The organism is Rhodoplanes azumiensis (genome assembly GCF_042682915.1).
Lineage (GTDB): Bacteria > Pseudomonadota > Alphaproteobacteria > Rhizobiales > Xanthobacteraceae > Rhodoplanes > Rhodoplanes azumiensis.
This window is the reverse complement of record NZ_JBHUIW010000010.1, coordinates 37,827-61,680: the sequence shown is the minus strand read 5'-3', so window position 1 is coordinate 61,680 and position 23,854 is coordinate 37,827. Positions and strand designations below refer to the sequence as shown.

General features: G+C 69.6%; 24 protein-coding genes and 1 tRNA gene. 16 read left to right on the top strand and 9 right to left on the bottom strand.

Annotation, left to right across the window (positions count from 1 at the left end; genetic code table 11):
* Positions 1–208: 208 nt before the first annotated feature.
* Positions 209–2,914: an aconitate hydratase AcnA gene (gene acnA / locus ACFSOX_RS10595; protein ID WP_378477778.1), complete on the bottom strand. Its 2,706-nt coding sequence runs from the start codon at positions 2,912–2,914 to the stop codon at positions 209–211.
* A 224-nt stretch (positions 2,915–3,138) separates the two neighbouring features.
* On the opposite strand from acnA, the gene ccmA reads away from it, so the two are divergent.
* The 6 genes from ccmA to ACFSOX_RS10565 all read left to right on the top strand — a co-directional run bounded on the left by ccmA (position 3,139) and on the right by ACFSOX_RS10565 (position 6,760).
* On the top strand, positions 3,139–3,744 hold the full coding sequence (gene ccmA / locus ACFSOX_RS10590) for a heme ABC exporter ATP-binding protein CcmA (protein ID WP_378477777.1): 606 nt from the start codon (positions 3,139–3,141) through the stop codon (positions 3,742–3,744).
* 319 nt (positions 3,745–4,063) lie between these two features.
* Entirely contained in the window at positions 4,064–4,732 is a 669-nt protein-coding gene (ccmB, locus tag ACFSOX_RS10585) for a heme exporter protein CcmB (protein WP_378477776.1), read from the top strand.
* Between the two features lie 90 nt (positions 4,733–4,822).
* Positions 4,823–5,557, top strand: a complete 735-nt coding sequence (locus ACFSOX_RS10580; protein ID WP_378477775.1) for a heme ABC transporter permease — start codon at positions 4,823–4,825, stop codon at positions 5,555–5,557.
* 5 nt (positions 5,558–5,562) lie between these two features.
* Entirely contained in the window at positions 5,563–5,787 is a 225-nt protein-coding gene (gene ccmD, locus ACFSOX_RS10575; protein WP_378477774.1) for a heme exporter protein CcmD, read from the top strand.
* Positions 5,784–6,377 carry a DsbE family thiol:disulfide interchange protein gene (locus tag ACFSOX_RS10570; protein WP_378477773.1) on the top strand — a complete coding sequence of 198 codons (594 nt, stop codon included), beginning with the start codon at positions 5,784–5,786 and terminating at the stop codon, positions 6,375–6,377. Before ccmD ends, ACFSOX_RS10570 begins: the two co-directional genes overlap by 4 nt.
* Before the next feature lie 248 nt (positions 6,378–6,625).
* The gene (locus ACFSOX_RS10565) at positions 6,626–6,760 is read left to right on the top strand and encodes a hypothetical protein (protein ID WP_378477772.1); all 135 of its coding nucleotides are present in this window, start codon (positions 6,626–6,628) and stop codon (positions 6,758–6,760) included.
* 409 nt (positions 6,761–7,169) lie between these two features.
* On the opposite strand, the gene proB is transcribed toward ACFSOX_RS10565, so the two are convergent.
* Positions 7,170–8,345 carry a glutamate 5-kinase gene (gene proB, locus ACFSOX_RS10560; RefSeq protein WP_378477771.1) on the bottom strand — a complete coding sequence of 392 codons (1,176 nt, stop codon included), beginning with the start codon at positions 8,343–8,345 and terminating at the stop codon, positions 7,170–7,172.
* Positions 8,346–8,627: 282 nt separating this feature from the next.
* On the opposite strand from proB, the gene ACFSOX_RS10555 reads away from it, so the two are divergent.
* On the top strand, positions 8,628–9,368 hold the full coding sequence (locus ACFSOX_RS10555; protein WP_378477770.1) for a DUF72 domain-containing protein: 741 nt from the start codon (positions 8,628–8,630) through the stop codon (positions 9,366–9,368).
* Positions 9,369–9,554: 186 nt separating this feature from the next.
* On the opposite strand, the gene ACFSOX_RS10550 is transcribed toward ACFSOX_RS10555, so the two are convergent.
* Entirely contained in the window at positions 9,555–10,466 is a 912-nt protein-coding gene (locus tag ACFSOX_RS10550) for a PepSY domain-containing protein (RefSeq protein WP_378477769.1), read from the bottom strand.
* A gap of 222 nt (positions 10,467–10,688) precedes the next feature.
* On the opposite strand from ACFSOX_RS10550, the gene ACFSOX_RS10545 reads away from it, so the two are divergent.
* Complete coding sequence (locus tag ACFSOX_RS10545; RefSeq protein WP_378477768.1) at positions 10,689–11,273, top strand: MOSC domain-containing protein; 585 nt, start codon at positions 10,689–10,691, stop codon at positions 11,271–11,273.
* Positions 11,274–11,518: 245 nt separating this feature from the next.
* On the opposite strand, the gene ACFSOX_RS10540 is transcribed toward ACFSOX_RS10545, so the two are convergent.
* Positions 11,519–13,141, bottom strand: a complete 1,623-nt coding sequence (locus ACFSOX_RS10540; RefSeq protein ID WP_378477767.1) for an ABC-F family ATP-binding cassette domain-containing protein — start codon at positions 13,139–13,141, stop codon at positions 11,519–11,521.
* Between the two features lie 115 nt (positions 13,142–13,256).
* Positions 13,257–13,346: transfer RNA gene (locus tag ACFSOX_RS10535), tRNA-Ser, on the bottom strand.
* A gap of 383 nt (positions 13,347–13,729) precedes the next feature.
* Between ACFSOX_RS10535 and rplU the strand changes: the two genes are divergently transcribed.
* The 6 genes from rplU to obgE all read left to right on the top strand — a co-directional run bounded on the left by rplU (position 13,730) and on the right by obgE (position 17,038).
* The gene (gene rplU, locus ACFSOX_RS10530; RefSeq protein WP_378477766.1) at positions 13,730–14,086 is read left to right on the top strand and encodes a 50S ribosomal protein L21; all 357 of its coding nucleotides are present in this window, start codon (positions 13,730–13,732) and stop codon (positions 14,084–14,086) included.
* A gap of 100 nt (positions 14,087–14,186) precedes the next feature.
* Complete coding sequence (gene rpmA / locus ACFSOX_RS10525) at positions 14,187–14,462, top strand: 50S ribosomal protein L27 (RefSeq protein ID WP_378477765.1); 276 nt, start codon at positions 14,187–14,189, stop codon at positions 14,460–14,462.
* 157 nt (positions 14,463–14,619) lie between these two features.
* Positions 14,620–15,234, top strand: a complete 615-nt coding sequence (locus tag ACFSOX_RS10520; RefSeq protein WP_378477764.1) for a GNAT family N-acetyltransferase — start codon at positions 14,620–14,622, stop codon at positions 15,232–15,234.
* A gap of 82 nt (positions 15,235–15,316) precedes the next feature.
* A complete protein-coding gene (locus tag ACFSOX_RS10515; RefSeq protein WP_378477763.1) occupies positions 15,317–15,556 on the top strand; it encodes a type II toxin-antitoxin system Phd/YefM family antitoxin in 240 nt (79 codons plus the stop codon).
* Positions 15,553–15,990 (top strand): type II toxin-antitoxin system VapC family toxin, encoded by a 438-nt coding sequence (locus ACFSOX_RS10510; protein ID WP_378477762.1) that lies wholly within the window; start codon positions 15,553–15,555, stop codon positions 15,988–15,990. The genes ACFSOX_RS10515 and ACFSOX_RS10510 overlap by 4 nt, the downstream gene beginning before the upstream one ends.
* Before the next feature lie 7 nt (positions 15,991–15,997).
* Entirely contained in the window at positions 15,998–17,038 is a 1,041-nt protein-coding gene (gene obgE, locus ACFSOX_RS10505; protein WP_378477761.1) for a GTPase ObgE, read from the top strand.
* A gap of 25 nt (positions 17,039–17,063) precedes the next feature.
* Here the strand turns inward: obgE and ACFSOX_RS10500 are convergent, their stop codons facing one another.
* Positions 17,064–17,642, bottom strand: a complete 579-nt coding sequence (locus tag ACFSOX_RS10500) for a L,D-transpeptidase family protein (RefSeq protein ID WP_378477760.1) — start codon at positions 17,640–17,642, stop codon at positions 17,064–17,066.
* A gap of 123 nt (positions 17,643–17,765) precedes the next feature.
* Here ACFSOX_RS10500 and ACFSOX_RS10495 point away from each other — a divergent pair, with 123 nt between their 5' ends.
* Entirely contained in the window at positions 17,766–18,452 is a 687-nt protein-coding gene (locus tag ACFSOX_RS10495; RefSeq protein ID WP_111358883.1) for a response regulator transcription factor, read from the top strand.
* A 256-nt stretch (positions 18,453–18,708) separates the two neighbouring features.
* Positions 18,709–19,164: a cyclic nucleotide-binding domain-containing protein gene (locus ACFSOX_RS10490; protein WP_378477759.1), complete on the top strand. Its 456-nt coding sequence runs from the start codon at positions 18,709–18,711 to the stop codon at positions 19,162–19,164.
* 62 nt (positions 19,165–19,226) lie between these two features.
* On the opposite strand, the gene ACFSOX_RS10485 is transcribed toward ACFSOX_RS10490, so the two are convergent.
* From ACFSOX_RS10485 to ACFSOX_RS10475, 3 genes are all read right to left on the bottom strand, one after another.
* On the bottom strand, positions 19,227–20,042 hold the full coding sequence (locus ACFSOX_RS10485; protein ID WP_378477758.1) for an exodeoxyribonuclease III: 816 nt from the start codon (positions 20,040–20,042) through the stop codon (positions 19,227–19,229).
* Positions 20,043–20,292: 250 nt separating this feature from the next.
* The gene (locus tag ACFSOX_RS10480) at positions 20,293–21,084 is read right to left on the bottom strand and encodes an outer membrane lipoprotein carrier protein LolA (RefSeq protein ID WP_378477757.1); all 792 of its coding nucleotides are present in this window, start codon (positions 21,082–21,084) and stop codon (positions 20,293–20,295) included.
* A gap of 192 nt (positions 21,085–21,276) precedes the next feature.
* Positions 21,277–23,808 carry a DNA translocase FtsK gene (locus tag ACFSOX_RS10475; RefSeq protein WP_378477756.1) on the bottom strand — a complete coding sequence of 844 codons (2,532 nt, stop codon included), beginning with the start codon at positions 23,806–23,808 and terminating at the stop codon, positions 21,277–21,279.
* Positions 23,809–23,854: the final 46 nt, after the last annotated feature.

Genomic DNA, 23,854 nt, shown 5'->3' with positions numbered 1-23,854 from the left:
CGACGACGCATCGGCGCCTCGCGACCTGGATAGTACGGCGGCGGCGGCGAGAGCCACTCACTTCGCAGTGAGGCCGTGTCCGCCCGTCACCACGCCGGGTTGCAGCGAGACCGTGCGTGAATCGGTCGAGGTGTCGGTCGCGGGCGGGCGGCCGCCGCGCGAGCGCGACGGCCGGGTCGTCACGAGCAGGCCGTGACGAAATCGTGGCTCAGGCGGCGAGCTGGCGCAGCACGTAGTGCAGGATGCCGCCGTTGCGGAAATATTCGAGCTCGTCGAGCGTGTCGATCCGGCAGATCAGCGGCACCTTCTTCACCTTGCCGTCGGCCATGGTGATCTCCGCCGTCAGCGTCTGGCGCGGCTTCAGGTCGGCGCCGAGCCCGCGCAGCGTGACCCGCTCGTCGCCCTTGAGCCCGAGCGACTGCCACGAGGTGCCCTCCTCGAAGACGAGGGGCACCACGCCCATGCCGATCAGGTTGGAGCGGTGGATGCGCTCGAACGATTGCGCGATCACGGCCCGGATGCCGAGCAGCACCGTGCCCTTGGCGGCCCAGTCACGCGACGAGCCGGTGCCGTACTCCTTGCCGGCGAACACCACGAGCGGGACGTTCTCGCTCTTGTAGCGCATCGCCGCGTCGTAGATCGGCATCTTCTCCTTCGACGGGTAGTGGATCGTCACGCCGCCTTCGACGCCCGGCACCATCTGGTTCTTGATGCGGATGTTGGCGAAGGTGCCGCGCATCATCACCTCGTGATTGCCGCGCCGCGTGCCGTACTGGTTGAAGTCGACCGGCTTCACCTTGTGGTCGATCAGATACTGGCCGGCCGGCGACGTCACCTTGATCGAGCCCGCCGGCGAGATGTGGTCGGTGGTGATCGAGTCGAGGAACAGGCCGATGACGCGCGCCTCGACGATGTCGCTGGTCGCGCCCGGGGTCTTGCCCATGCCGGTGAAGTAGGGCGGGTTCTGCACGTAGGTCGAGGCATTGTCCCACGCATAGGTGAGGCCGCCCTTGACCGAGATCTTGGCCCAGTTGGCGTCGCCCTTGAACACGTCGGCGTACTTCTTGGCGAAGAGCTGCTTGGTCACCGCCTTCTTGACGACCGCCGCGATCTCCTTGCTGGTCGGCCAGATGTCCTTGAGGAACACCTTCTTGCCGGCCTTGTCGACGCCGAGCGGGGTCTTGACGGGATCGAAGTTCATGTTGCCGGCGATGGCGTAGGCGACGACCAGCGGCGGCGAGGCGAGATAGTTCGCCCGCACGTCCGGATTGACCCGGCCCTCGAAGTTGCGGTTGCCCGACAGCACGGCCGCGGCGACCAGGTCGTTCTCGTTGATCGCCTTCGAGATCTCGGCCGGCAGCGGGCCCGAATTGCCGATGCAGGTGGTGCAGCCGAAGCCGACCAGGTTGAAGCCGAGCTTGTCGAGATCCTTCTGCAGGCCGGACTTGGCGAGATACTCGCCGACCACCTGCGAGCCGGGGGCGAGCGAGGTCTTCACCCACGGCTTCACCTTCAGGCCCTTGGCGACCGCCTTCTTGGCGACCAGGCCGGCGCCGAGCATGACGCTCGGATTCGACGTGTTGGTGCAGGACGTGATCGCCGCGATCACCACGTCGCCGTGGCCGAGGTCGTGATCACGTCCCTCGACCTCGACCCGCTTGCCGATCTCGCCGGGCTTGCCGAACTCGTCGGCGAGCGCCGCCTCGAAGCCGGCCTTCACCTTCTTGAGCGGCACCCGATCCTGCGGCCGCTTCGGGCCGGCGAGCGACGGCTCGACCTTGGCGAGGTCGAGCTTGAGCACCTCGGTGAACACCGGGTCCGGCGTGTTGCGGGTGCGGTACATGCCCTGCGCCTTGGCATAGGCCTTCACCAGCGCCACCCGGGCGGCGCTGCGGCCGGTGCCGGTGAGGAACGCCAGCGTGTCCTCGTCGACCGGGAAGAAGCCGCAGGTCGCGCCGTATTCGGGCGCCATGTTGCCGATGGTCGCGCGGTCGGCGATCGTCAGGCCGGCGAGGCCGGGGCCGAAGAACTCGACGAACTTGCCGACCACACCCTTCTTGCGCAGCATCTGGGTGACGGTGAGGACGAGGTCGGTCGCCGTCACGCCCTCCTTGAGCTTGCCGTCGAGCCGGAAGCCGACCACCTCGGGCAGCAGCATCGAATAGGGCTGGCCGAGCATCGCGGCCTCGGCCTCGATGCCGCCGACGCCCCAGCCGAGCACCGAGAGGCCGTTGACCATGGTGGTGTGCGAATCGGTGCCGACCAGCGTGTCCGGATAGGCGATCTCGGCCTCGACGGTCTTGCCGCCGACCACCGCCTTGCCCTTGGCGCTCCACACGGTCTGCGACAGGTATTCGAGATTGACCTGGTGGCAGATGCCCGTCCCCGGGGGAACCACACGAAAGTTCTCGAACGAGCGTTGCGCCCATTTGAGGAACTTGTAGCGCTCCTGGTTCTGCTTGTACTCCTCGTCGACGTTCTTCTTGAACGCGTCGTTCGAGCCGAAATAGTTGATGATGACCGAGTGGTCGATGACCAGATCGACCGGCACCAGCGGGTTGATCTTCTTGGGATCGCCGCCGAGAGTCTTCATCGCGTCGCGCATCGCCGCGAGGTCGACCACGGCCGGAACGCCGGTGAAGTCCTGCATCAGCACGCGGGCCGGACGGAACGCGATCTCACGGGTCGAGGTGCGCTTCTTGAGCCAGGCGGCGACGGCCAGGATGTCGTCCTTGGTGACCGAGCGCCCGTCCTCGTGGCGCAGCAGGTTCTCGAGCAGCACTTTCATCGAGAAGGGCAGGCGGGAGATTCCCTTGAGCCCGTTCTTCTCTGCGACCGGCAGGCTGTAATACACGTAGCTCTTGTCGCCGACCTTGAGGGTTCGGGTGCACTTGAAGCTGTCGATTGCGGTCATGAGGGTGGTTCCGTTCCGGCCGGGGGCCGGATGCCTGTCGACGAGAGCACCCCGTGGCGATAGTGATCGCCTGTGCTGCGGCACCGGGCTGTCGTCTGGTGGGTGATGGGCACGGTCGCTGCTTATAAGAGCTTTCTTGGAATTCTGCTACATCGTCGCGATTCTAAACAAGCCAACGGGGGACGGAGGCCGGCCGGGCCGGCTCCGGGGCGGTCGAGACCGGGATGGACCTGATCGGAAGCGATCTCGCCTGCGTGCGGGGACAGCGCGAGATCTTCGCCGGGCTCGGCTTCCGGGCCGCCGGCGGCGAAGCCCTGCTGCTCGTCGGCCCCAACGGGGCGGGCAAGAGCTCGCTGCTGCGGCTGATCGCCGGGCTGGTCCGGCGCACCGCCGGCACGCTGACGCTCGACGGCGGCGATCCCGAGCTGACCGTGCCCGAGCAGGCCCATTATCTCGGTCACCAGGACGCCCTGAAGACGTCGCTCAGCGTCACCGAGAACCTCGCCTTCTGGATCGACTTCCTGGGCGGCGAGCGCAGCCGCATCGACGCCGCGCTCGACGCCGTGGCGCTCGCCGAGATCGCCGATCTGCCGGCCGGCTTCCTGTCGGCCGGCCAGCGCCGGCGCCTGTCGATCGCCCGGCTGGTGGCCGTCGACCGACCGGTGTGGCTGCTCGACGAGCCGACCGCGGCGCTCGACGTCGCCTCGCAGGCCCGCCTCGCCGGCCTGATGAAGGCGCATTTGTCCGCCGGCGGCATCGTCGTCGCCGCCACCCACGGCCCCCTCGGCCTCGACGACACGCGCGAGCTGCGGCTGGGAGGTGCGGCGTGAGGGCGGTGTCGGTATCTCGCTTGCTCCGTGGTCGGGGCTCACCCCCCTCCCTGTCCCTCCCCCGACACAAGTCGGGCCTGCCCGACTTGTGCAGCATCATGCGCAACCCGGGCGAGCCCGGGTTGCGTGGGGGAGGGAACGCCGGAGGCGCCAGCGCGGTCTCCATGGCGCGGATGAATCACTCGAACGGGTGTGTTTCGGAGTCGCAGCAAGCCTCTGCCGGCTCCCTCCCCCCTTGTGGGGGAGGGTTGGGGAGGGGGGTGGCCGCGCGCTCGAACGCCACGATCAGACCTGTCGGGCGCATGCCAGGAGCCCCGACATGACCGCGCTTCGCGCCCTCCTCGTCCGCGACCTCAAGATCGCGCTGCGGGTCGGCGGCGGCGCGATGATGGGGGTGTTGTTCTTCCTCACCGTGGTCACCCTGATGCCGTTCGCCATCGGGCCGGATCTCGCGCTGCTGCGCCGGATCGGACCGGCGATCCTGTGGATCGGCGCCCTGCTCGCCTCGCTCCTGGCCCTCGACCGGCTGCTCGCCGCCGACCACGACGACGGGTCGCTCGACCTCCTCCTCATGGGCCGGGTGCCGATCGAGCTCGCGGTCGCCGTGAAGGGGATCGCGCACTGGCTCGCCACCGGCGTGCCGCTGGTGATCGCCGCGCCCATTCTCGGCCTGTTCCTCAACCTGGAGCCGGCCGGGCTCGGCGCCGTGGTGCTGACCCTGCTGGCCGGCACGCCGGCCCTGACCTTCACCGGGCTGATCGGGGCGGCACTGGCGACCGCCTTGCGCCGCGGCGGGCTGCTGCTGCCCGTGCTCGTGCTGCCGCTGACCGTGCCGGTGCTGATCTTCGGGGTCGCCGCCTCCAACGCCGCGATCGTCGGCCCGGTGCCGTTCGGCACCCCGTTCACGATCCTGTGCGCCCTCACCCTGGTCAGCCTGGTGGTCGGCCCGGTCGCCGCCGGCGCGACGCTGCGCCACGGCATGGAGTAGTCCGGGCGGACGGGTTCGCCGCTTCCGTAGAAGTGCCGCATTGCGCGGCCATGGCGTGCGGACTAAGAGACAGCGGACCAAGAGATCGACATGGCCTGGATCGACCTCGCCAATCCGACCCGCTTCCTGCGCCTCGTCGACCGGGTTCTGCCCGTCGTCGCCGGGCTGTCCGTCGTCGCCTTCGCGGTCGCCTTCTGGGGCATCGCCGGCGCGCCCGACGACTACCAGCAGGGCGCCACCGTCAAGATCATGTTCATCCACGTGCCGGCCGCGTGGCTCGGCATGTTCTGCTGGGGCATGATGTCGATGTCGGCGCTCGGCACCCTGGTGTTCCGCCATCCGCTGGCCGACGTCGCCGCCAAGACCGCGGTGCCGCTCGGCGCCGCCTTCACGTTCGTCTGCCTGGTCACCGGCGCCCTGTGGGGGCGCCCGATGTGGGGCACCTACTGGGTGTGGGACGCGCGCCTCACCTCGGTGCTGGTGATGTTCGTGATGTATCTCGGCCTGATGGCGCTGTGGAACACGGTCGAGGATCCGAGCCGGGCCGGCCGCGCCGCCGCGATCCTCACCTTGGTCGGCGCCCTGAACCTGCCGATCATCAAATTCTCGGTCGACTGGTGGAACACGCTGCACCAGCCGGCCTCGGTGGTGCGGGTCGACGGCCCGACCATCCACCCGTCCATCCTGATGCCGCTGCTCGCCATGACGCTGGCCTTCACGCTCCTGTTCGTCGCGCTGCATCTCGCCGCGATGCGCAACGAGGTGTTGCGGCGGCGGGTGCGGACGCTGCGCCTCCTGCAGGCGCAGAGCGCGCGCGGAGCGTGACCGCCATGGACAGTGCCACGTTCCTCGGGCCGCATGCCGTGTTCATCGTCACCTCCTACGCGGTGACGACGATCGTCGTGGTCGCGCTGGTGCTGTGGGTGTGGCTCGACGGCCGCCGTCAGGCCCGCCTGCTCGCCGACCTCGAGGCGCGCGGCGTGCGCCGCCGCTCGGCCGAGGCTCCGACCACGGCGCCGGCGACCTCCACCCCCGTGAAGGAGCCGGCCGCATGACCACGGTGCCGTCTGAGACGGGCGGCGCGCGACGGCGCTGGATCCTGCTGCTGCCGCTGGTGATCTTCATCGCGCTCGCCGGCCTGTTCCTCTACCGGCTCGGCGCCGGCGACCCCTCGGCCCTGCCCTCCGCCCTGATCGGCCAGCCGGCGCCCGCCACCACGCTGCCCGGCATCCCCGGGCTGGAGCGCGACGGCACGCCGGTGCCCGGCATCGACACCGCCGATCTCAAGGGCGCCGTCACGGTGTTCAACGTGTGGGCGTCGTGGTGCGTGCCGTGCCGGGACGAGGCGCCGCTCCTGATGCGGCTCGCCGAGGACAAGCGCATCCGCATCGTCGGGCTGAACTACAAGGACGAGCCGGCCAATGCGATCAAGTTCCTGGAGCGCTACGGCAACCCCTATCACGCCACGGGCGCCGATTCGCGCGGCCGCGCCGGCATCGAATGGGGCGTCTACGGCGTCCCCGAGACCTTCGTGCTCGCCCGCGACGGCACCATCGCCTACAAGCTGGTCGGCCCGATCACGGCCAAGAACCTCGACACGGTGCTGAAGCCGGAGATCGAGAAGGTCTTGGCGAAGGGGTCGTAGCTCGGCTGTGGCGTCGACCGTTATCCGTCACCCTGAGGCGCCCGGCGAAGCCGGGCCTCGAAGGGCGACGGCCCGAGCGCCGATGCCGTTTCTGGTGGCCACATCCTTCGAGGCTCGACCACGCAAGTCGGCTGTAGCCGACTTGCGCACTTCCGTGCTGATCTCGGGTAAACCCGAGATCAGTGGCCGAGCACCTCAGGTGAGGGGAAATTCTCGATCTGACGCGACGGTTCGGTTCGGAGCGAGCCATGATTGATCCGAAGCAGTCCGAGGAGCCCGAGGAGGTCGAGGATCCGTTCGTGATGTTCACCGAATGGGCGAGCGAGGCTGATGAGGCAGCATATTCCTGCCTCTCAGACACCAACGCAGCCGAGCCTCGTTGATCATCTGACGTGATTTTTCATCAGCGCAATTAGCATCTCGACTCCGTTGGAGGATGTTCCAACCATCTGTAAAAGAATGAAAAAGCAGATTGCACGACTAAAGATCAAAAGCGCAAAGGCGGCTACACCGGGCCAACCGCGCCCTTTGTGTCTACGGTTTCCCCAGCTCGGAAACTCAAAGTCGGGCTGCATGGCTCGCTCCTCCGCTAAAGGCGTCGCCACGTCTGTGCTCGCGGCGATTCAACAGCGCGAGCATCCCACGGTCTGAGCGGCGTCAAGCGATACGCTTGAGGAGTTCTCTCTCACACATAAGATTATCTTCTTATACCTAGAGCGTGTTCTACGCCTGTTCCTCTGGTCGAGTGTCAAGCGATACCGATCAAGGGTTTGCTGAGACGGCGCTGACGCCCTACCCCCACGCCACGACGAGATCGTCGCGGTGGATGACGGCGGTGCGGCCGTGGGTGCCGAGGATCTTCGGGATGTCGGCCGAGGAGTGGCCACGCAGGCGCTCGGCATCGGCGGCGTCGTAGGCGACGAGGCCGCGGCCGATCTCGTGGCCGTCCGGCCCGCGCACCAGCACGGCGTCGCCGCGGGAGAACTCGCCGTCGATGCGCACGATCCCGGCCGGCAGCAGGCTCTTGCCGCGGCGCAGCGCCGCGACGGCGCCCGCGTCGATATGGAGCGTGCCCTTCGGCTCCAGCGAGCCGGCGATCCACTTCTTGCGCGACGTGACGGGATTGCCGGCCGCCAGGAACCAGGTGGCGCGCGCCCCGTCGGCGACGGCGCGCAGCGGGTGGTCGACCCGGCCCGAGGCGATCACCATGTGGGTGCCGCCCGTGGTGGCGATCTTGGCGGCCTCGATCTTGGTGCGCATGCCGCCCTTGGAGAGCTCCGAGGCCGACTCGCCCGCCATGCCCTCGATCTCCGGCGTGATGCCCTCGACCACCGGGATCAGCGTGGCGTCCGGGTTCTGGCCGGGCGGGGCCGTGTAGAGGCCGTCGATGTCGGAGAGGAGCACCAGCAGGTCGGCGCTCGCCATGGTGGCGACGCGCGCCGCGAGGCGGTCGTTGTCGCCGTAGCGGATCTCGTTGGTGGCGACGGTGTCGTTCTCGTTGATCACCGGCACGGCCCGCCAATCGAGCAGGCGTGCCATGGTGGAGCGGGCGTTGAGGTAGCGGCGGCGCTCCTCGGTGTCGCCGAGCGTCACCAGGATCTGCCCCGCCGTGATGCCGTGGCGACCGAGCGCCTCGGCCCAGATGCGGGCGAGCGCGATCTGGCCGATCGCCGCCGCCGCCTGGCTGTCCTCCAGCGCCAGCGGCCCGCGCGGCAGCCGCAGCATCGAGCGGCCGAGCGCGATGGCCCCCGAGGAGACGACCAGCACGTCGCGGCCCTCCTGGTGGAGGCCGGCGATGTCCTCGACCAGCGAGGCGAGCCACGTCTCCTTCAGCCCGGTCTCCTGGTCGACCAGCAGGGCCGAGCCGACCTTGACGACGATGCGGCCGAAGTCGCGCAGCGCCGGCAGCCGGCCGGGCGGCGCGGTCGCGGCGCCGGGGGCGGTGTCGGAGGGGACGGAGCCGGACATCTGGCGGACGACGGTTCTTCTGGTCGAGGACGGGTGACGGGTCACGGACGGCACGGCGAGCAGAGCCTGACAACGACAGCGATGGGCCTGGCATCCCACACCGGGCGCGGGTTGGCAATCGAGCCGAGCGCGCCTGCGACCCGCCCCGGCGGTGCCGCGGTAAGGGCTTGCGATCGCGCCGAAACCGAGTTGCGCCGCCGGGGTTTACACCGCGAGAGCGGCCGTCTGGTGCCGCCGTGGCGTGGCCGCCGAGCGCCGCGCGAGAAAAAAGGAGGCCGGCCCGTGCCCGAGACGTCGACGGTCCATATCGGAACCTCGGGCTGGAGCCACGACGGCTGGCGCGGCGTGTTCTTTCCGAGCGACCTGCCGAAGCGCAAATGGCTCGCCTGGTACGGCGGCCGCTTCGACACCACCGAGATCAACGGCTCGTTCTATCGCACGCCGCCGCTCGGCGCCGTCTCCGCCTGGCGCGACCAGACGCCCGAAAACTTCGTCTTCGCCTGGAAGGCGTCGCGCTTCATCACCCACTGGAAGCGGCTGTCGCCACGCACCGCCGAGAGCCTGAAGCTGATGGAGACGCGGCTCGCCATGCTCGGGCCGAAGGCGGGACCGGTGCTGTTCCAGCTCCCGGCTCGCTTCGGCGTCGACCACGAGCGGCTACGCGTCTTCCTGGATCTGCTGTCGCCCGGCCGCCCCTATGTGCTGGAGGTGCGCGACCCGAGCTGGTTCGACGACGAGGTCTTCGCGCTGCTGCGACGGCACGACGTGGCGCTGTGCCTCTCCGACCATCGCGACGCCCGCACGCCGTGGCAGCTCACCGCCCGCCACGTCTATGTGCGCGGCCACGGCCCGCCGGGCGACGACCACGACCGCTACCCCGAGGCGACGCTGCGCGACTGGGCCGACCACATCCGCACCTGGCAGCGGCAGATGCGCACCGTCTACGTCTATTTCGACAACGACCGGAAAAGTGCCGCCCCGCACGACGCACAGCGCCTGAAGGAGATTTTACAGGAGGGGTGAGGCCACGGTCATCCCGGGGCGCGAACCGCAGGTCCGCGGGCCCGGGATCCATACTCCCGGTGCGGGTGGCCCGCGAGAAACTTTGGTATAGGGGTCCGGCCGCGGCGCTTTCGCGCCGCCCCGGGACGACGGAGACCGGACGTCATCGACTCACGCCGAGCACCACCGTTCAGGTCGGTCCGCACCTCACGCCGCCGCCGTCTTGGCCCCCGCCCGGCTCCGGTTGCGCAGCCGCCTCACCTGCCGGCGACCCCACAGCCAGACGCCCGTGACCATCAGGCCGATCAGCGCGACGGACGTGATCACGTTGATCAGGGCCGACCAGGCGCCCGCCCAGTTGCCCTCGTGGATCAGCCGCGGCCAGTTGCGCCCGGTCTCGACCAGACCGGCGCGGCCGACCGCGTAGACCTTGTACTCGCCGCCGTCGTCGACGCGGGCGAGCAGCGCCCGGCCGCGCTGGCGCAGCCACAGGAGCGATGCAGCGTCGTGCCGGGCCGTCACCATGCCGACCGCCTCGCGCAACGGCACCACCGGGCCGGCCGCCGGCGGCGCCCCGGTGAACGAGATGCCGAAGGCGAGCGCCAGCCCGGTGAGCGGGCTCAGGATCACGAGCGGCAGGCCGATCCACGCCACCCCCTTGTGCCAACCGGCAAGGTTGTTGGCGAGGCGCGGCCAGCCCATGAGAACGCCCAGCACGGCGACCACCAGCATGGCGACGGTGCTCGCCGTCACCAGCCAGCCGAGATCCCAGATCAGCCGCTCGTGCATCTGGCGCGCGGTCAGCAGCACGCGGGCGAGCGGCCCGATGTCGGCGCGCTCGGCACCGGTCGAAAGGTCGACGACGATCGGTTGGGCGCGCACGCCGGAAATCACCAGCGAGCCGTCATAGGGCCGCAGCGCGACGCCGCGCGCCTTGCCGTCGGGATCGTGGCGGGCGATCAGCGCGTCGAGCTGCGCCGCCGTGACCGCGCCGGGCGAAGAGCCGGCGATCATCGGCTCGAACGACAGGATCAGCCCGGTGACGAGCACGACGGCGAGCGGCAACGCGAACACGAGGGTGATCCAGCGATGCAGCCGAAGAAGCAGCGGACGCGACATGACGGCTCCGATGGTGCCTCGCGCCGCGCGCGGGCAGCGGCCCGGTCGGGCGAGTCTCGTGACCTTTCGGCCCCCTTATTGCGGCACCGCCCCTGACGACCGGCTGACGACGGCTCGGGACAGCGGGTCGGGACGGCGGGTCGGGACGGCGGCTTGGATCGCGGCCGCCGATGGGCTACGCCTCTCGCCCGGGGCTCGCGACCGACAGCCAGAGGATGATCCGTGCCGACCGATGCGCCTGCGCGACCCTTCGTCTCCTCGGTTCACGCCGCCGCGAGGCACAGCTTCGGCAAGCCCCCGACCCTGTGGATCCGCCTGATCGAGAACCTGGGCGTCGAAGGCGACGCCCATGCCGGCGCGACCGACCAGCACCTCTATCACATCCGCCGCTTCGGCCCGACCCCGAACCTGCGCCAGGTGCATCTGATCGCGGCGGAGACGCTGGAGGAACTGGCCGGCAAGGGCCATGCCGTGCGACCAGGCGATCTCGGCGAAAACATCTCGACCCGGAACATCGACCTGCCGGCACTGCCGACCGGCACACGGCTGCAGCTCGGATCCGACGCCGTGATCGAGCTGACCGGCCTGCGGAACCCGTGCGTGCAGATCGACAATTTCCAGAAGGGCCTCTTGAAGCACCTGGTCGAGCGCGGCCCCGCCGGGGTCGCTCTCAAATGCGGCGTGATGAGCATCGTGATCCGGGGCGGCGAGGTGCGCCCGAACGACGCGATCACGATCGAGCTGCCGCCGCTGCCGCACCGTCCGCTGGTCTACGCGCCGCCGGTGCCGGCCGACGCGAAGGTGTGATTTTCGCCTCTCCGTCACCTCTCCCCAGCGGGGAGAGGTCGACGCGCGCAGCGCGTCGGGTGAGGGGGTGCCACCCTCTCGATCAAGACAATCGGCGTCGGCACCCCCTCACCCCAACCCTCTCCCCGCCGGGGAGAGGGAGCCGCGCAGCATACGCCGCGGCTTCAGAGGATACTTGCAGCACTGTATCCGTGCTGACCGGCAGCGTAGGCGCGTGCCGCACGGCCCATATTGAGGCGACCTGATCAGTTCCGCAGGCCCGGCGCCTCGTGGCCGGTGCGGGCGACGTATTCGGTGTAACCGCCGCCGTACTGGTGGACGCCGTCCGGCGTCAGCTCCAGCACCCGGTTCGACAGCGCGGCGAGAAAATGCCGGTCGTGCGAGACGAACAGCATGGTGCCTTCGTAGTTCGCCAGCGCGCCGATCAGCATCTGCTTGGTCGCGATGTCGAGATGGTTGGTCGGCTCGTCGAGCACCAGGAAGTTGGGCGGATCGTAGAGCATCAGCGCCATCACGAGCCGCGCCTTCTCGCCGCCGGAGAGCACGCGGCAGCGCTTCTCGACGTCGTCGCCCGAGAAGCCGAAGCAGCCGGCGAGCGTGCGCAGCGAGCCCTGGCCGGCCTGCGGGAACGCGTCTTCCAGCTGCTCGAACACGGTGCGGTCGCCATCGAGCAGATCCATGGCGTGCTGGGCGAAGTAGCCCATCTTGACGCTGCCGCCGACCGTGACGGTGCCGGCGTCGGGCGCGGTCGCGCCGGCGACGAGCTTGAGAAGCGTCGACTTGCCGGCGCCGTTGACGCCCATCACGCACCAGCGCTCGCGCCGCCGCACCATGAAGTCGAGGCCCTCGTAGATGCGCTTCGACCCGTAGCCCTTGTGCACGCCCTTGAGACTCACGACGTCCTCGCCGGAGCGCGGCGCCGGCGGAAAGTCGAACAGCACGGTCTGGCGCCGCCGCGGCGGCTCGACCTTCTCGATCTTGTCGAGCTTCTTCACCCGACTCTGAACTTGCGCCGCGTGCGAGGCCCGCGCCTTGAAGCGCTCGATGAACTTGATCTCCTTGGCCAGCATCGCCTGCTGGCGCTCGAACTGCGCCTGCTGCTGCTTCTCGGCGAGCGCGCGCTGGCCCTCGTAGAACTCGTAGTCGCCCGTGTAGGTGGTGAGCGCGCCGCCGTCGATCTCGACGATCTTGTTCACGACGCGGTTCATGAAGGCGCGGTCGTGCGAGGTCATCACCAGGGCGCCCTCGTAGCCCTTCAGGAACTGCTCGAGCCAGATCAGGCTCTCGATGTCGAGATGGTTCGACGGCTCGTCGAGCAGCATGGCGTCGGGGCGCATCAGCAGGATCCGGGCGAGCGCCACCCGCATCTTCCAGCCGCCCGACAGCGCGCCGACGTCCCCCTCCTGCATGGCCTCGTCGAAGCCGAGCCCGGCGAGCACCTCTCGGGCACGCGCCTCGAGTGTGTAGCCGTCGAGCTCCTGGAACCGGTGCTGCACCTCGCCGTAGCGCTCGATGATCGCCTCCATCTCGTCGGCGCGATCGGGATCGGCGAGCGCATGCTCGAGCTCCTTCAGCTCGGCCGCGACGGCGCTCACCGGGCCGGCGCCGTCCATCACCTCGTAGAGGGCGCTGCGGCCGGCCATCTCGCCGACGTCCTGGCTGAAGTAGCCGATGGTGACGCCGCGATCGACCGCCACCTGGCCCTCGTCGGGCGGCTCCTCGCCGGTGATCATCCGGAACAGCGTCGTCTTGCCGGCGCCGTTGGGGCCGACCAGCCCCACCTTCTCGCCGCGCTGGATCGCCGCCGAGGCCTCGACGAACAGGAGATGGTGACCGTTCTGCTTGGAGACGGAATCGAGGCGGATCATGCGGACGGGCTTTTCGGACCATGCGGACGGCGGCCGGTCCGGGCCCGCGACGGCGGCGCGTCGCAGCGGCGAGACCGGGGCGCCGTCGATGTTTAAGGAATCGGTGGAGCGCGAGTGGCGGAGAGGGGGAGATTCGAACTCCCGATACGGTTACCCGTATGCCGCATTTCGAGTGCGGTGCATTCAACCACTCTGCCACCTCTCCGCGGGGCCGAGTGCGGGCGTCGCCGCCCGGCGGGACGGACTTCTACAGAACCGGCCGCGCCGACACAAGGGGCCACGCGAACGGCGGCGCGAGCGGTGAGGCAGGTCGGCCGATGCGTGACCGGACAACGGGTTCGGAGGCGACAACCGTCGGCCGAATCGACGCGCCTTCCTTGACTCGGCCGGGAGCCGTCGCCATAAAACCGTCGTGCGGCGCGGGCCCTCCGGGGCCCGCGCCTTCCCACATGGCCGCGCCGGCCCGCGCTCTCCGGGTGCAAGCCTCTGGCAAGGCTTCAGAATTCGGCCGTTCGCGCGGTCGAGATGTGCAACCGACTGAAAGAAGCCGGCCCCTCAAAGGTCGGATCCGAACACGAGGACAGAAAGATGTTCGCAGTCATCAAGACCGGCGGTAAGCAGTACCGCGTGGTCGCCGACGACCTGCTGCAGGTCGATTCCGTCGCGGGCGAAGCCGGCGACACCGTCACGTTCGGCGAGGTGCTGGTGGTCGGCGGGGACGAGACCCTGCTCGGCGTCCCGACCGTCGCGGGCGCCTCGGTGGCCGGGACGATCGTCCGCCAGGGCCGTGGTCCCAAGGTGATCGCCTTCAAGAAGCGCCGCCGCAAGAACTCGCGGCGCAAGCGCGGCCATCGCCAGGACTTCACGCTGGTCCGCATCACCGAGATCCTGACCGACGGCAAGGCGCCGTCGCGCCAGCCCGAGGCCGCCCCGACGGCGGAGTGAGGCGGGAGCAGGGCCGGCGCGGTTAACTCTTCGTGTCCGGCCCGGTGATGATTTGGTCACAGTTCGTCGATAGACCCCTAGATCGAAACGGATTCGAGCCATGGCTCACAAAAAAGCAGGCGGCTCCTCGCGCAACGGCCGCGATTCGGCAGGCCAGCGCCTGGGCGTGAAGATGTTCGGTGGCGAGCGCTGCCGGGCGGGAAACATCATCGTGCGTCAACGCGGCACCAAGTGGCATCCGGGCGTGAACGTCGGCCTCGGCAAGGACCACACTCTCTTCGCGCTCGTCGACGGCACGATCGCGTATCGGACCAAAGCCAAGGGCCGCACCTACGTGTCGGTGGTACCGGCGACGACGCAGGCCGCGGCCGAGTAGACGGTGGATCACTTCGGGGTCCGCCGGCGCAAGTCTCCCGGCGGATCCGCGAAGGACAAGCGGGTTCCGAGAAGGGGAGACCGGAGAGCGCCGGCCTCCCCTTCTCTTTTGGCCTTCCAGGTCGGATGGCCTTCCAGTTCGGAAAACGGAGCCCGCCATGACCATCCTCGAACGACCCAGGGGCGACCTGCACGAGGCGTGTAGCCTCGTCCTCGAGACCGACCGGCTGATTCTGCGAGCGCCGCGCCTCGAGGACGCAAAAGCCGTAGCGACGCTCGCCGACGACCGCCGGATCGCCGAGAACACGTTGCGTATTCCGCATCCCTACGGTCTCGGCGACGCCGAGGACTGGATCGCCGTCAGCAATCTCGACGGCGGCGAGGACACGTTCCTGATCACCCGGGCCGACGACGGCGCCGTGCTCGGCTCCTGCGCCCTGCGCTGGACGACCGACGAGACCCCGGAGATCGGCTACTGGCTCGGCGCCCCCCATTGGGGCCGCGGCTACGCCACCGAGGCGGCCCGCGCGCTGATCGACCACGCCTTCGGCGAGCACCGCGTCGAGGCGATCGTCGCCGGCGCCCGCACCTCGAACCCGGGGTCGCGCCGGGTGCTGGAGAAGTGCGGCTTCCAGTGGACCGGGGTCGAGCTGCACCGCATCCGCGCCATCCGCTCGTCGGCGCCGTTCGACCGCTTCCGCCTGGAGCGCGCCATCTGGACGTCGCTGAAAGGCTGGGGCCGCACCGCCACCAGGGTGCGCTGCTCGGCGTGAGGCCGGGCCCATCCGGGCGTCGACCGGACGTCGACGCCCGAATCCGGTTGGAGTCGGCGAAATTCGAGCCTATTTTTCAACCATGGGCACCCACAGGGTCGAAGCGACAGACCAGCTCACCGATCTGATCGACCGCGCCGAACGGGGCGAGGAGGTCGTCCTGACGCGTCAAGGCCGGCCAGTGGCCACCATCACCCCGGTGGAGAAGCCAGTGTCGGCGGAAGCCGTGCAATGGCTCATCGCGAACCGGGTCAAGGGACGGAAGGGACGTCTCGATGCGGGCGCTCTGCTCCGGGAGATTCGTGACGAGGGAGAGCGGTGAGGGTTTACTTGGACGCCAGCGTCCTGGTCGCGGCGTTCACGGACGACCTCCACAGCGGCACGGCAGACGCCCTGCTCCTGACGGCGCCGAGCCTCGTCGTCAGCGACTTCGCCGCGGCCGAATTCGCTTCGGTGATCGCACGGCAGGTCAGGATGCAAGCGCTCACGGTCGACGACGCCCGCATCGTGTTCGACAATTTCGACGATTGGGTCGCGCGTGAAGCACGACGGGTCGAGGTAACGGCGAGCGACGTCGCGCTTTGTACGACGTTCATTCGTCGCCTCGACCTCAACCTGCGGGCTCCGGACGCGATCAACATCGCGATCGCCCAGCGAATCGGGGCTCGACTCCTGACCTTCGATGTCGGTATGGAGGCGGTCGCGCGAAAACTCGGCGTTCCAGTCCTGGAGCACGGCGCGACCAACCCGCCGTGATGAGCGCATGAAATTCCTCGACCAGGCCAAGATCTACATCCGCTCCGGCGACGGCGGGGCGGGCTGCGTCTCGTTCCGGCGCGAGAAGTTCATCGAGTTCGGCGGCCCGAACGGCGGCGACGGCGGCCGCGGCGGCGACGTCGTGGCCGAGTGCGTCGACGGCCTCAACACGCTGATCGACTATCGTTATCAGCAGCACTTCAAGGCCAAGACCGGCACCCACGGGATGGGCAAGAACCGCGCCGGCGGGCGCGGCGCCGACGTCGTGCTGCGCGTGCCGGTCGGCACCCAGATCTTCGACGAGGACAACGAGACGCTGCTCGCCGACCTCACCGCGGTCGGCCAGCGCGTCGTCATCGCCAAGGGCGGCAACGGCGGCTTCGGCAACGCCCATTTCAAGTCGTCCACCAACCAGGCGCCGCGCCGTGCCAACCCCGGCCAGCCGGGCGAGGAGCGCACCATCTGGCTGCGCCTCAAGCTGATCGCCGACGCCGGCCTGGTCGGCCTGCCGAACGCCGGCAAGTCGACGTTTCTCGCCGCGGTGAGCGCCGCGAAGCCGAAGATCGCCGACTATCCGTTCACGACCCTGCATCCGCAGCTCGGCGTCGTCTCGATCGACGGCCGCGAGTTCGTGCTGGCCGACATCCCGGGCCTGATCGAGGGGGCGAGCGAAGGCGCCGGCCTCGGCACCCGCTTCCTGGGCCATGTGGAGCGCTGTCGCGTTCTCTTGCACCTCGTCGACGGCACCTGCGAGCACGCCGGCAAGGCCTACAAGACGGTGCGGGGCGAGCTCTCGGCCTACGAGCACGACCTCGACCAGAAGCCCGAGATCGTCGCGCTCAACAAGATCGACGCGCTGTCGCCCGAGGATCTCAAGCAGCAGGTCGCCCGCCTCAAGCGTGCCGCCAAGACGACGCCCCTCCTGCTCTCCGGCGCCACCGGCAAGGGCGTGCCCGAGGTGCTGCGCGCCGTGCTGGCCGTGGTCGACGGCGAACGCGCCGCCGAGACCGGCGACCAAGAGGCCGAGGCCGCCGGCTGGCGGCCCTGAGTTCCGCGGATCGGCGCCTCCTCCTTCACCCGACGACGATCCGGGTCCGCGGCCCGATCTTTTCCAGGAGCCGGCGCAGATCGCGCGGGGCGAGCGCGATGCAGCCGGCGGTCGGCGCGAATCCCTCGCGGGCGACGTGGATGAACACGGCGCTGCCCCGTCCCGCGATCCGGGGCCGGCGGTTGTGGTCGATCTCGATCACCACGTCGTAGAGCCGGTCGTCGCGCCACAGCATGTCGCCGGGCTCGACCGTTCCGTCGGCCCGCCGGACGCGGCGGAACGGCCGGTTGTAGCGGCGGTCGGCGGGATCCTCGCACCACGCGAGGTCCGGCGTGATGCGCCTCGCCGGCAGGCCGCTGCGCGGGATCGGCCCGCGGTCGGCCCGCCACCAGAGCCGCACCGGGCGGTATCGGCCGCGCGGCGTACCGCCGTCGCCCTCGCGCTTGTCGGTCTTCAGCCCCGTCCGACCGAGGGCGACCGGCAGGCGCAACGGTCCGGCGATCAGCCAGCCGCGGGTCGGGGCGCCGGGGCGCGCCGTCACCACGATGCGGGAGAGGGGCCGGCTCCGGCCCTCCACCTTTCGTCCATGGGTCTGAGGAATCAAGGGTATGGCCACCTTCCGGTGCGTCGGGACGCTTGCTCTTTTATGCCCGAATGCTCTACTTCGCGCACACTCGCGTGATTTGTGCGCGTCCCGTGCGTGCGCGTGCGCCAGAGGCCTCGACCGATGCCGAATGCCCGGAAGATCCTGATCGTCGACGACGAGGCCGAGCTGCGCGAGGCCCTGGTGGAGCAGCTCTCGCTCCACGACGAGTTCGAGCCCGAAGCCGTCGACACCGGCGCCAAGGCCGTGCAGGCCGCCAAGGCCGGGCCGTTCGATCTGGTGCTGATGGATGTCGGTCTGCCCGACATCGACGGCCGCGAGGCGGTGCGCATCCTGCGCAAGAACGGCTTCAAGGCGCCGATCATCATGCTGACCGGCCACGACACCGACTCCGACACGATCCTCGGGCTCGAATCGGGCGCCAACGACTACGTGCCGAAGCCCTTTCGGTTCGCGGTCCTGCTCGCGCGCATCCGCGCCCAGCTCCGCCAGCACGAGGCGAGCGAGGACGCGGTCTTCGCCATCGGCCCCTACACGTTCCGGCCGAGCTCCAAGCTCCTGGTCAGCCCGAAGGGCAACAAGGTGCGGCTGACCGAGAAGGAGACGGCGATCCTGCGCTTCCTCTACCGGGCCGGGCAGAAGCCGGTGTCGCGCGACGTGCTGCTGCAGGAGGTCTGGGGCTACAATTCGGGCGTCACCACCCACACGCTCGAGACCCACATCTACCGGCTCCGCCAGAAGGTCGAGCGCGACGCCGCCAATCCGGCCATCCTGGTCACCGAGGCGGGCGGGTACAAGCTGGTGCCGTGAGCGGGGCGCCGGCCAGAGGCCGCCGGCAGCCCGGCCCGAACCGTTCGCCCGCAGCCCCGGGAGACCGGGCGGGACGGGAATTTCTGTTTAAGGTTATCGGATTACGATTCGGCTGCGGGGAAGTTCGGAATCCACTTTCGCCGAACTCGCGGTAAATTCGAGTGAGCCGGTCGCCGGGGGCGCGGCCGGTCCTGCCCTCACGGAACCGGCCGTCCCGGAAATCGCCCCCACTGTCCGGCAGCGTCGCTTCGCCCCAATGAGCATCGAGGACGATATCGGCTTCCTGGCGAGCGTGCCGACGTTCCGCCTGCTCGGGCCGGGTGCGCTGCGGATTCTCGCGATCGGCTGCGAGAGCCGGTCGCTCGATTCCGGCGACGTGCTGTTTCGGGCCGACGAGCCCGCCGACTGCGGCTACGTGGTTCAGGAGGGGGCCTTCCGGCTCGACTCGGGCCGCCCCGACGGGCCGCTGGTTTCGGTCGGCCCCGGGGTGCTGCTCGGCGAGATGGCGCTCCTGATCGACACGATCCGACCGGTCACCGCCACGGCGACCGAGCCTTCGACCGTGATGCGCATCCCGCGCCAGCTCTTCCTCAAGATGCTGGAAGGCTTTCCGGACGCCGCCTTCCGGCTGCGCGACCACCTCGCCAGCCGGGCACTGGAGACCGCGGAGGACATCGCCCAGGTGCGAGCCCATCTCGACATCGGGCGGTGAGCATTTTCGGCCAGTGATGCATCAAATCTCCCAGTGATGCATCACTGTGCGATTCTGGAACCTCAAATCTCCAGCTTCACCGTCACGGGCACGTGGTCGGAGGGCTGGGGCCAGCCGCGCGCCGCGCGGGTGACGGTCATGGACGACACCCGGTCGCCGAGCACCGGGCTCACCCAGACGTGGTCGAGCCGTCGGCCGCGGTCGGAGGCGGCCCAGTCGGCCGCCCGGTAGCTCCACCACGTGTAGAGCTTCTCGCTCGGCGGCACATGCGCCCGCATGGCGTCGATCCAGGCGCCCGCCTTCTGCACGGCGACGAGCTTCTCGCACTCGACCGGGGTGTGCGAGACCACCTTCAGCATCTGCTTGTGGCTCCACACGTCGTGCTCCAGCGGGGCGACGTTGAGGTCGCCGACCAGGATGGCGCGGGCGCCGTTCGCCGGATGCAAGCCGTCGGCGACGCGCATCTCGTCGAGGAACTGCAGCTTGTGGGCGAACTTCGTGTTCGCCACCGGGTCGGGCTCGTCGCCGCCGGCCGGGACGTAGAAGTTGTGCAGCGTCGCCGGATCCTTGAGGCCCGTCGTCTCGCCGAACGTCACGGCGACGTGGCGGCAGTCCTGCTTGTCGCAGAACGCGCGCGTTGCGGTCGCCTCGAACGGCAGGCGGGAGACGATGGCGACGCCGTGATAGCCTTTCTGGCCGCTCATCGCGACATGGCCATAGCCGAGCTTCGCCAGCCTTTTCAGCGGGAAAGCATCGTCCGGGCACTTGGTCTCCTGTAGGCAGAGGACGTCCGGCCGGGTCGCCTTCAGAAATTTCGCCACGAGCTCGATCCGCAGCCGGACCGAGTTGATGTTCCAGGTGGAGATGGTGAGGGGCATCGGAACCTTCGTTTCGGTCCCTTGATAGCCCGGATGCGGGCCGGAGCAAGGCCGAAACCCATAGCGATGCGGCCTATCGCCCAGCGTTCCACGGACCCGTCGCCCCTGGTCGGAATTTATACGACCTTGAGCGCCCTTGCCCTGCTCCGAGGGACACCGATGTCGTCGTCCGAGACGATCGGCATCCCCGTGACGGGCGACCTGCTGCGGGCGACCCGCGACAGCGTCGCGGCGGCCCCGCCGCGCGCCCCTACTGCAGCACGCGCTCGTAGTTGATCTTGAACAGGCCGGGGTCGGGCTTGGCGCTCGGGTCGAGATTGTAGACCGCGACCGTGGTGTCGTAGCCTTGGGGGTCGGTCACGGTCCACTGCTTGAGCTGCATGTCCTTGGCGCCGAACATCATCATCAGCTTGTGGGTGCCGGTGAGCGCCTGCTTCTCCTCGATCACGATGGTGACGAACACGTCGTCGGCCGAGACCGAGACCACGTTGGTGTCCTTGGTGAGGTCGATCTTGTCGACCAGCAGATAGCGCAGCGGCGTCTGCGACAGCGGATAGAGATCCTGGGTGGCGAGCTTGCGGTCGCGCACCACCACCGAGTTGCCGTCGGCGACGACGTCGATCGGGCTCGGCGGGTTGTACTCGAACCGCACCTTGCCGGGCTTCTGGATGTAGAACTGGCCCTCGGTGCGGCCGCCGTCGGGGCCGACCTGGATGAAGTTTCCGGTGAGGGCGTGGACGCCCGACAGATAGCCGCTGACCTTGTCGGCCAGCAGCTTCTGCGAGCCGTCGAGGCCGCGACCCTGGGCCGGTGCGGCGACCGGGACGATCGAGCCGGTGGGCGGGGTGCCGGTCAGGGTCGGCGCCGACAGCGGCGCACGCGCCGGGGGCGTCGCCTGGGCGACACGCTTCTTGGGCGAGGGCACCGGCAGCGGAACCGTCTCGGCCGCCGAGACAGCGGTGGCGCCGACCAGGCAGGCGGCGAGCAGGCACGTCCCGAGCGTCAAGCTGCCGATCCGCGCGGCCGCCCCCGAAGTCCGCATGTTCATCTCCGATTCACCCCATCCTCAGAGACAAGACCTGTCGTCCAGGTCTATGGCGATTTCGCGGCCCGGGGGCCACGGCGCGGCGGCCCGACGGGCCACCGGCCTCCCAATGTGCTCCGATCCCGATGCTCCGACCCCGGCGTTCCGGCGCGACTCGCGGCGCGGCCTTCGGCCAGCATAGCGGGTCGCTCAGAAACTGTCCTCGCCGCCCTCGCCGCCCACCAGAATCTCGCGCTTTCCCGCGTGGTTGGCCTGGCCGACGATGCCCTCCTGCTCCATCCGCTCCATCAGCGAGGCGGCCTTGTTGTAGCCGACCTGGAGGCGGCGCTGGATGTAGCTCGTGGACGCCTTGCGGTCGCGCAGGACGACCTGGACGGCCTGCTGGTAGAGGTCGCCGCCCTCCTGGCCCATGGCGGTGCCGTCGAACACGGCCTCGCCGTCGCCCTCGGGCTCCTCGGCCGTGACCTCCTCGACATATTGCGGGGTGCCTTGCGCCTGCAGGTGGCGGACGATCTTCTCCACCTCCTCGTCGGACACGAACGGACCATGGACGCGGCTGATGCGGCCGCCGCCCGCCATGTAGAGCATGTCGCCCTGGCCGAGCAGCTGCTCGGCGCCCTGCTCGCCCAGAATGGTCCGGCTGTCGATCTTCGACGTCACCTGGAAGGAGATGCGGGTCGGGAAGTTGGCCTTGATGGTGCCGGTGATGACGTCGACCGAGGGACGTTGCGTCGCGATGATGACGTGGATGCCGGCGGCACGCGCCATCTGGGCGAGGCGCTGCACGGCGCCCTCGATGTCCTTGCCGGCGACCATCATCAGGTCGGCCATCTCGTCGACCACCACGACGATGTAGGGCAGCGGCTCGAGGTCGAGCTCCTCGGTCTCGTATATGGCCGTGCCGGTCTCCTTGTCGTAGCCGGTGTGCACGGTGCGCGACAGCCGCTCGCCCTTCGCCTTCGCCTCCTGGAGGCGGGCGTTGTAGCCGTCGATGTTGCGCACGCCGACCTTGGAGAGCTTCTTGTAGCGGCTCTCCATCTCGCGCACCGCCCATTTGAGCGCGACCACGGCCTTCTTCGGGTCGGTGACGACAGGCGTGAGGAGATGCGGGATGCCGTCGTACACGGACAACTCGAGCATCTTGGGATCGACCATGATCAGCCGGCACTGGTCCGGCCGCAGCCGGTACAGGAGGCTGAGGATCATGGTGTTGACGGCGACCGACTTGCCCGAGCCGGTGGTGCCGGCGATCAGGAGATGCGGCATGCGGGCGAGGTCGACGATGACGGGATCGCCGCCGATCGTCTTGCCGAGGCAGAGCGGCAGCTTGGCCGAGGAGTCGTGATACTGCTCGGCGGCCAGCATCTCGCGCAGATAGATCTTCTCGCGCGTGGCGTTGGGCAGCTCGATGCCGATCACGTTGCGGCCCGGCACCACGGCGACGCGCGCCGACACGGCACTCATCGAGCGGGCGATGTCGTCGGCGAGCCCGATCACCCGCGACGATTTGATGCCCGGCGCCGGCTCCAGCTCGTAGAGCGTGACGACCGGCCCCGGATGCGCATCGAGAATCTCGCCGCGCACGCCGAAGTCGCCCAGCACGGTCTGCAGCGCCGCCTCGTTGGCCTTGATCAGGTCCATCGAGGGCGCGTGACGGTCCGACGCCTTGGGCGCGGCGAGCAGGTTGACGGAGGGCAGCTCGTACTCGCTCGCCTTCGCCTTGGCGGGCGGCTTCTTGGGCGGCGGAAGCTTCTTGGCCGCACGCCGGGGCGCCGGCTCCTCCTCGGCCTCGTCCTCGACCTCCGGCTCCTCGGCCGCGTCGAAGGGCGGCGCCTCGTCGTAGGCGCGCCGCTCGGCCGGGTCGCCGGTGTCGCCGTCGAAGCGCGGCTCGCGCCGCTCGAAGGTGCGGTGGTCGATGTCGGGCTCGCGCGTCGTCTTCAGGAGCTTGACGCCGGCCAGCACGCCGTGCCGGGCGAGCCGCAGCGCCCGTGCCTTCAGGCTGAGCAGCGAATGCACGACCAAGCCGAGCGAGATCGAGGCGCGGTCGCGACCCGTGTCGTCCTCCTCGTCCTCCTCGCCGTCGCGCGCAACGGGCGGCGGCGGGGCGGCCTTCCTGGCCGCCGGCTTCGCCGGCGCAGGCGCATCGGGATCGACCGCGGCGAAGCCGACGCCGCTGGCGAACAGGAGAGCCGCGACAGCCAGCACACCGTAGACGGCCGCCAGGACCATGGTGCCGGTGCCGGCCGGCAACAGCGACACCGGGCCGCGCACCAGAAAATCCCCGATCACGCCGCCGAGCCCGCTCGGCAGTGGCCAGGCGGCGCTGCGCGGCAGGCAGGCCGCGAAGCCGGCGGCGAGCGGCGCGCCGAGCGCCCAGGCCAGCACCCGCCACCTCTCGCGATCGAACCGGCGCAGATGGGCGAGCCGCCAGCCCCAGGCGGCGACCGGGCCGACCAGCGCCAGGGTGGCGAGGCCGAACAGCTGCATGAACAGGTCGGCCGCGATGGCGCCCGGGGCGCCGAGCAGGTTGCGCACCGGCGCCGCGGTGGCGTGGCTGAGGCTCGGATCCTTCACCGACCAGGTGACGAGCGCCGCCGTGCACAGCATCGCGAGGCCGACCAGCACGAGCCCGACGAGCTGGCGGATGCGCCGCTCCAGCCCGGCCCGGAGCTCGTCCGGCAGCAGGGTCGCCGCTCCGACTCGGCGCTGCAGTGCGGGCATTGCGTCCCCGTGTCTGCCCGGGCGCCCGCGGAATGCGGTCGCCGTG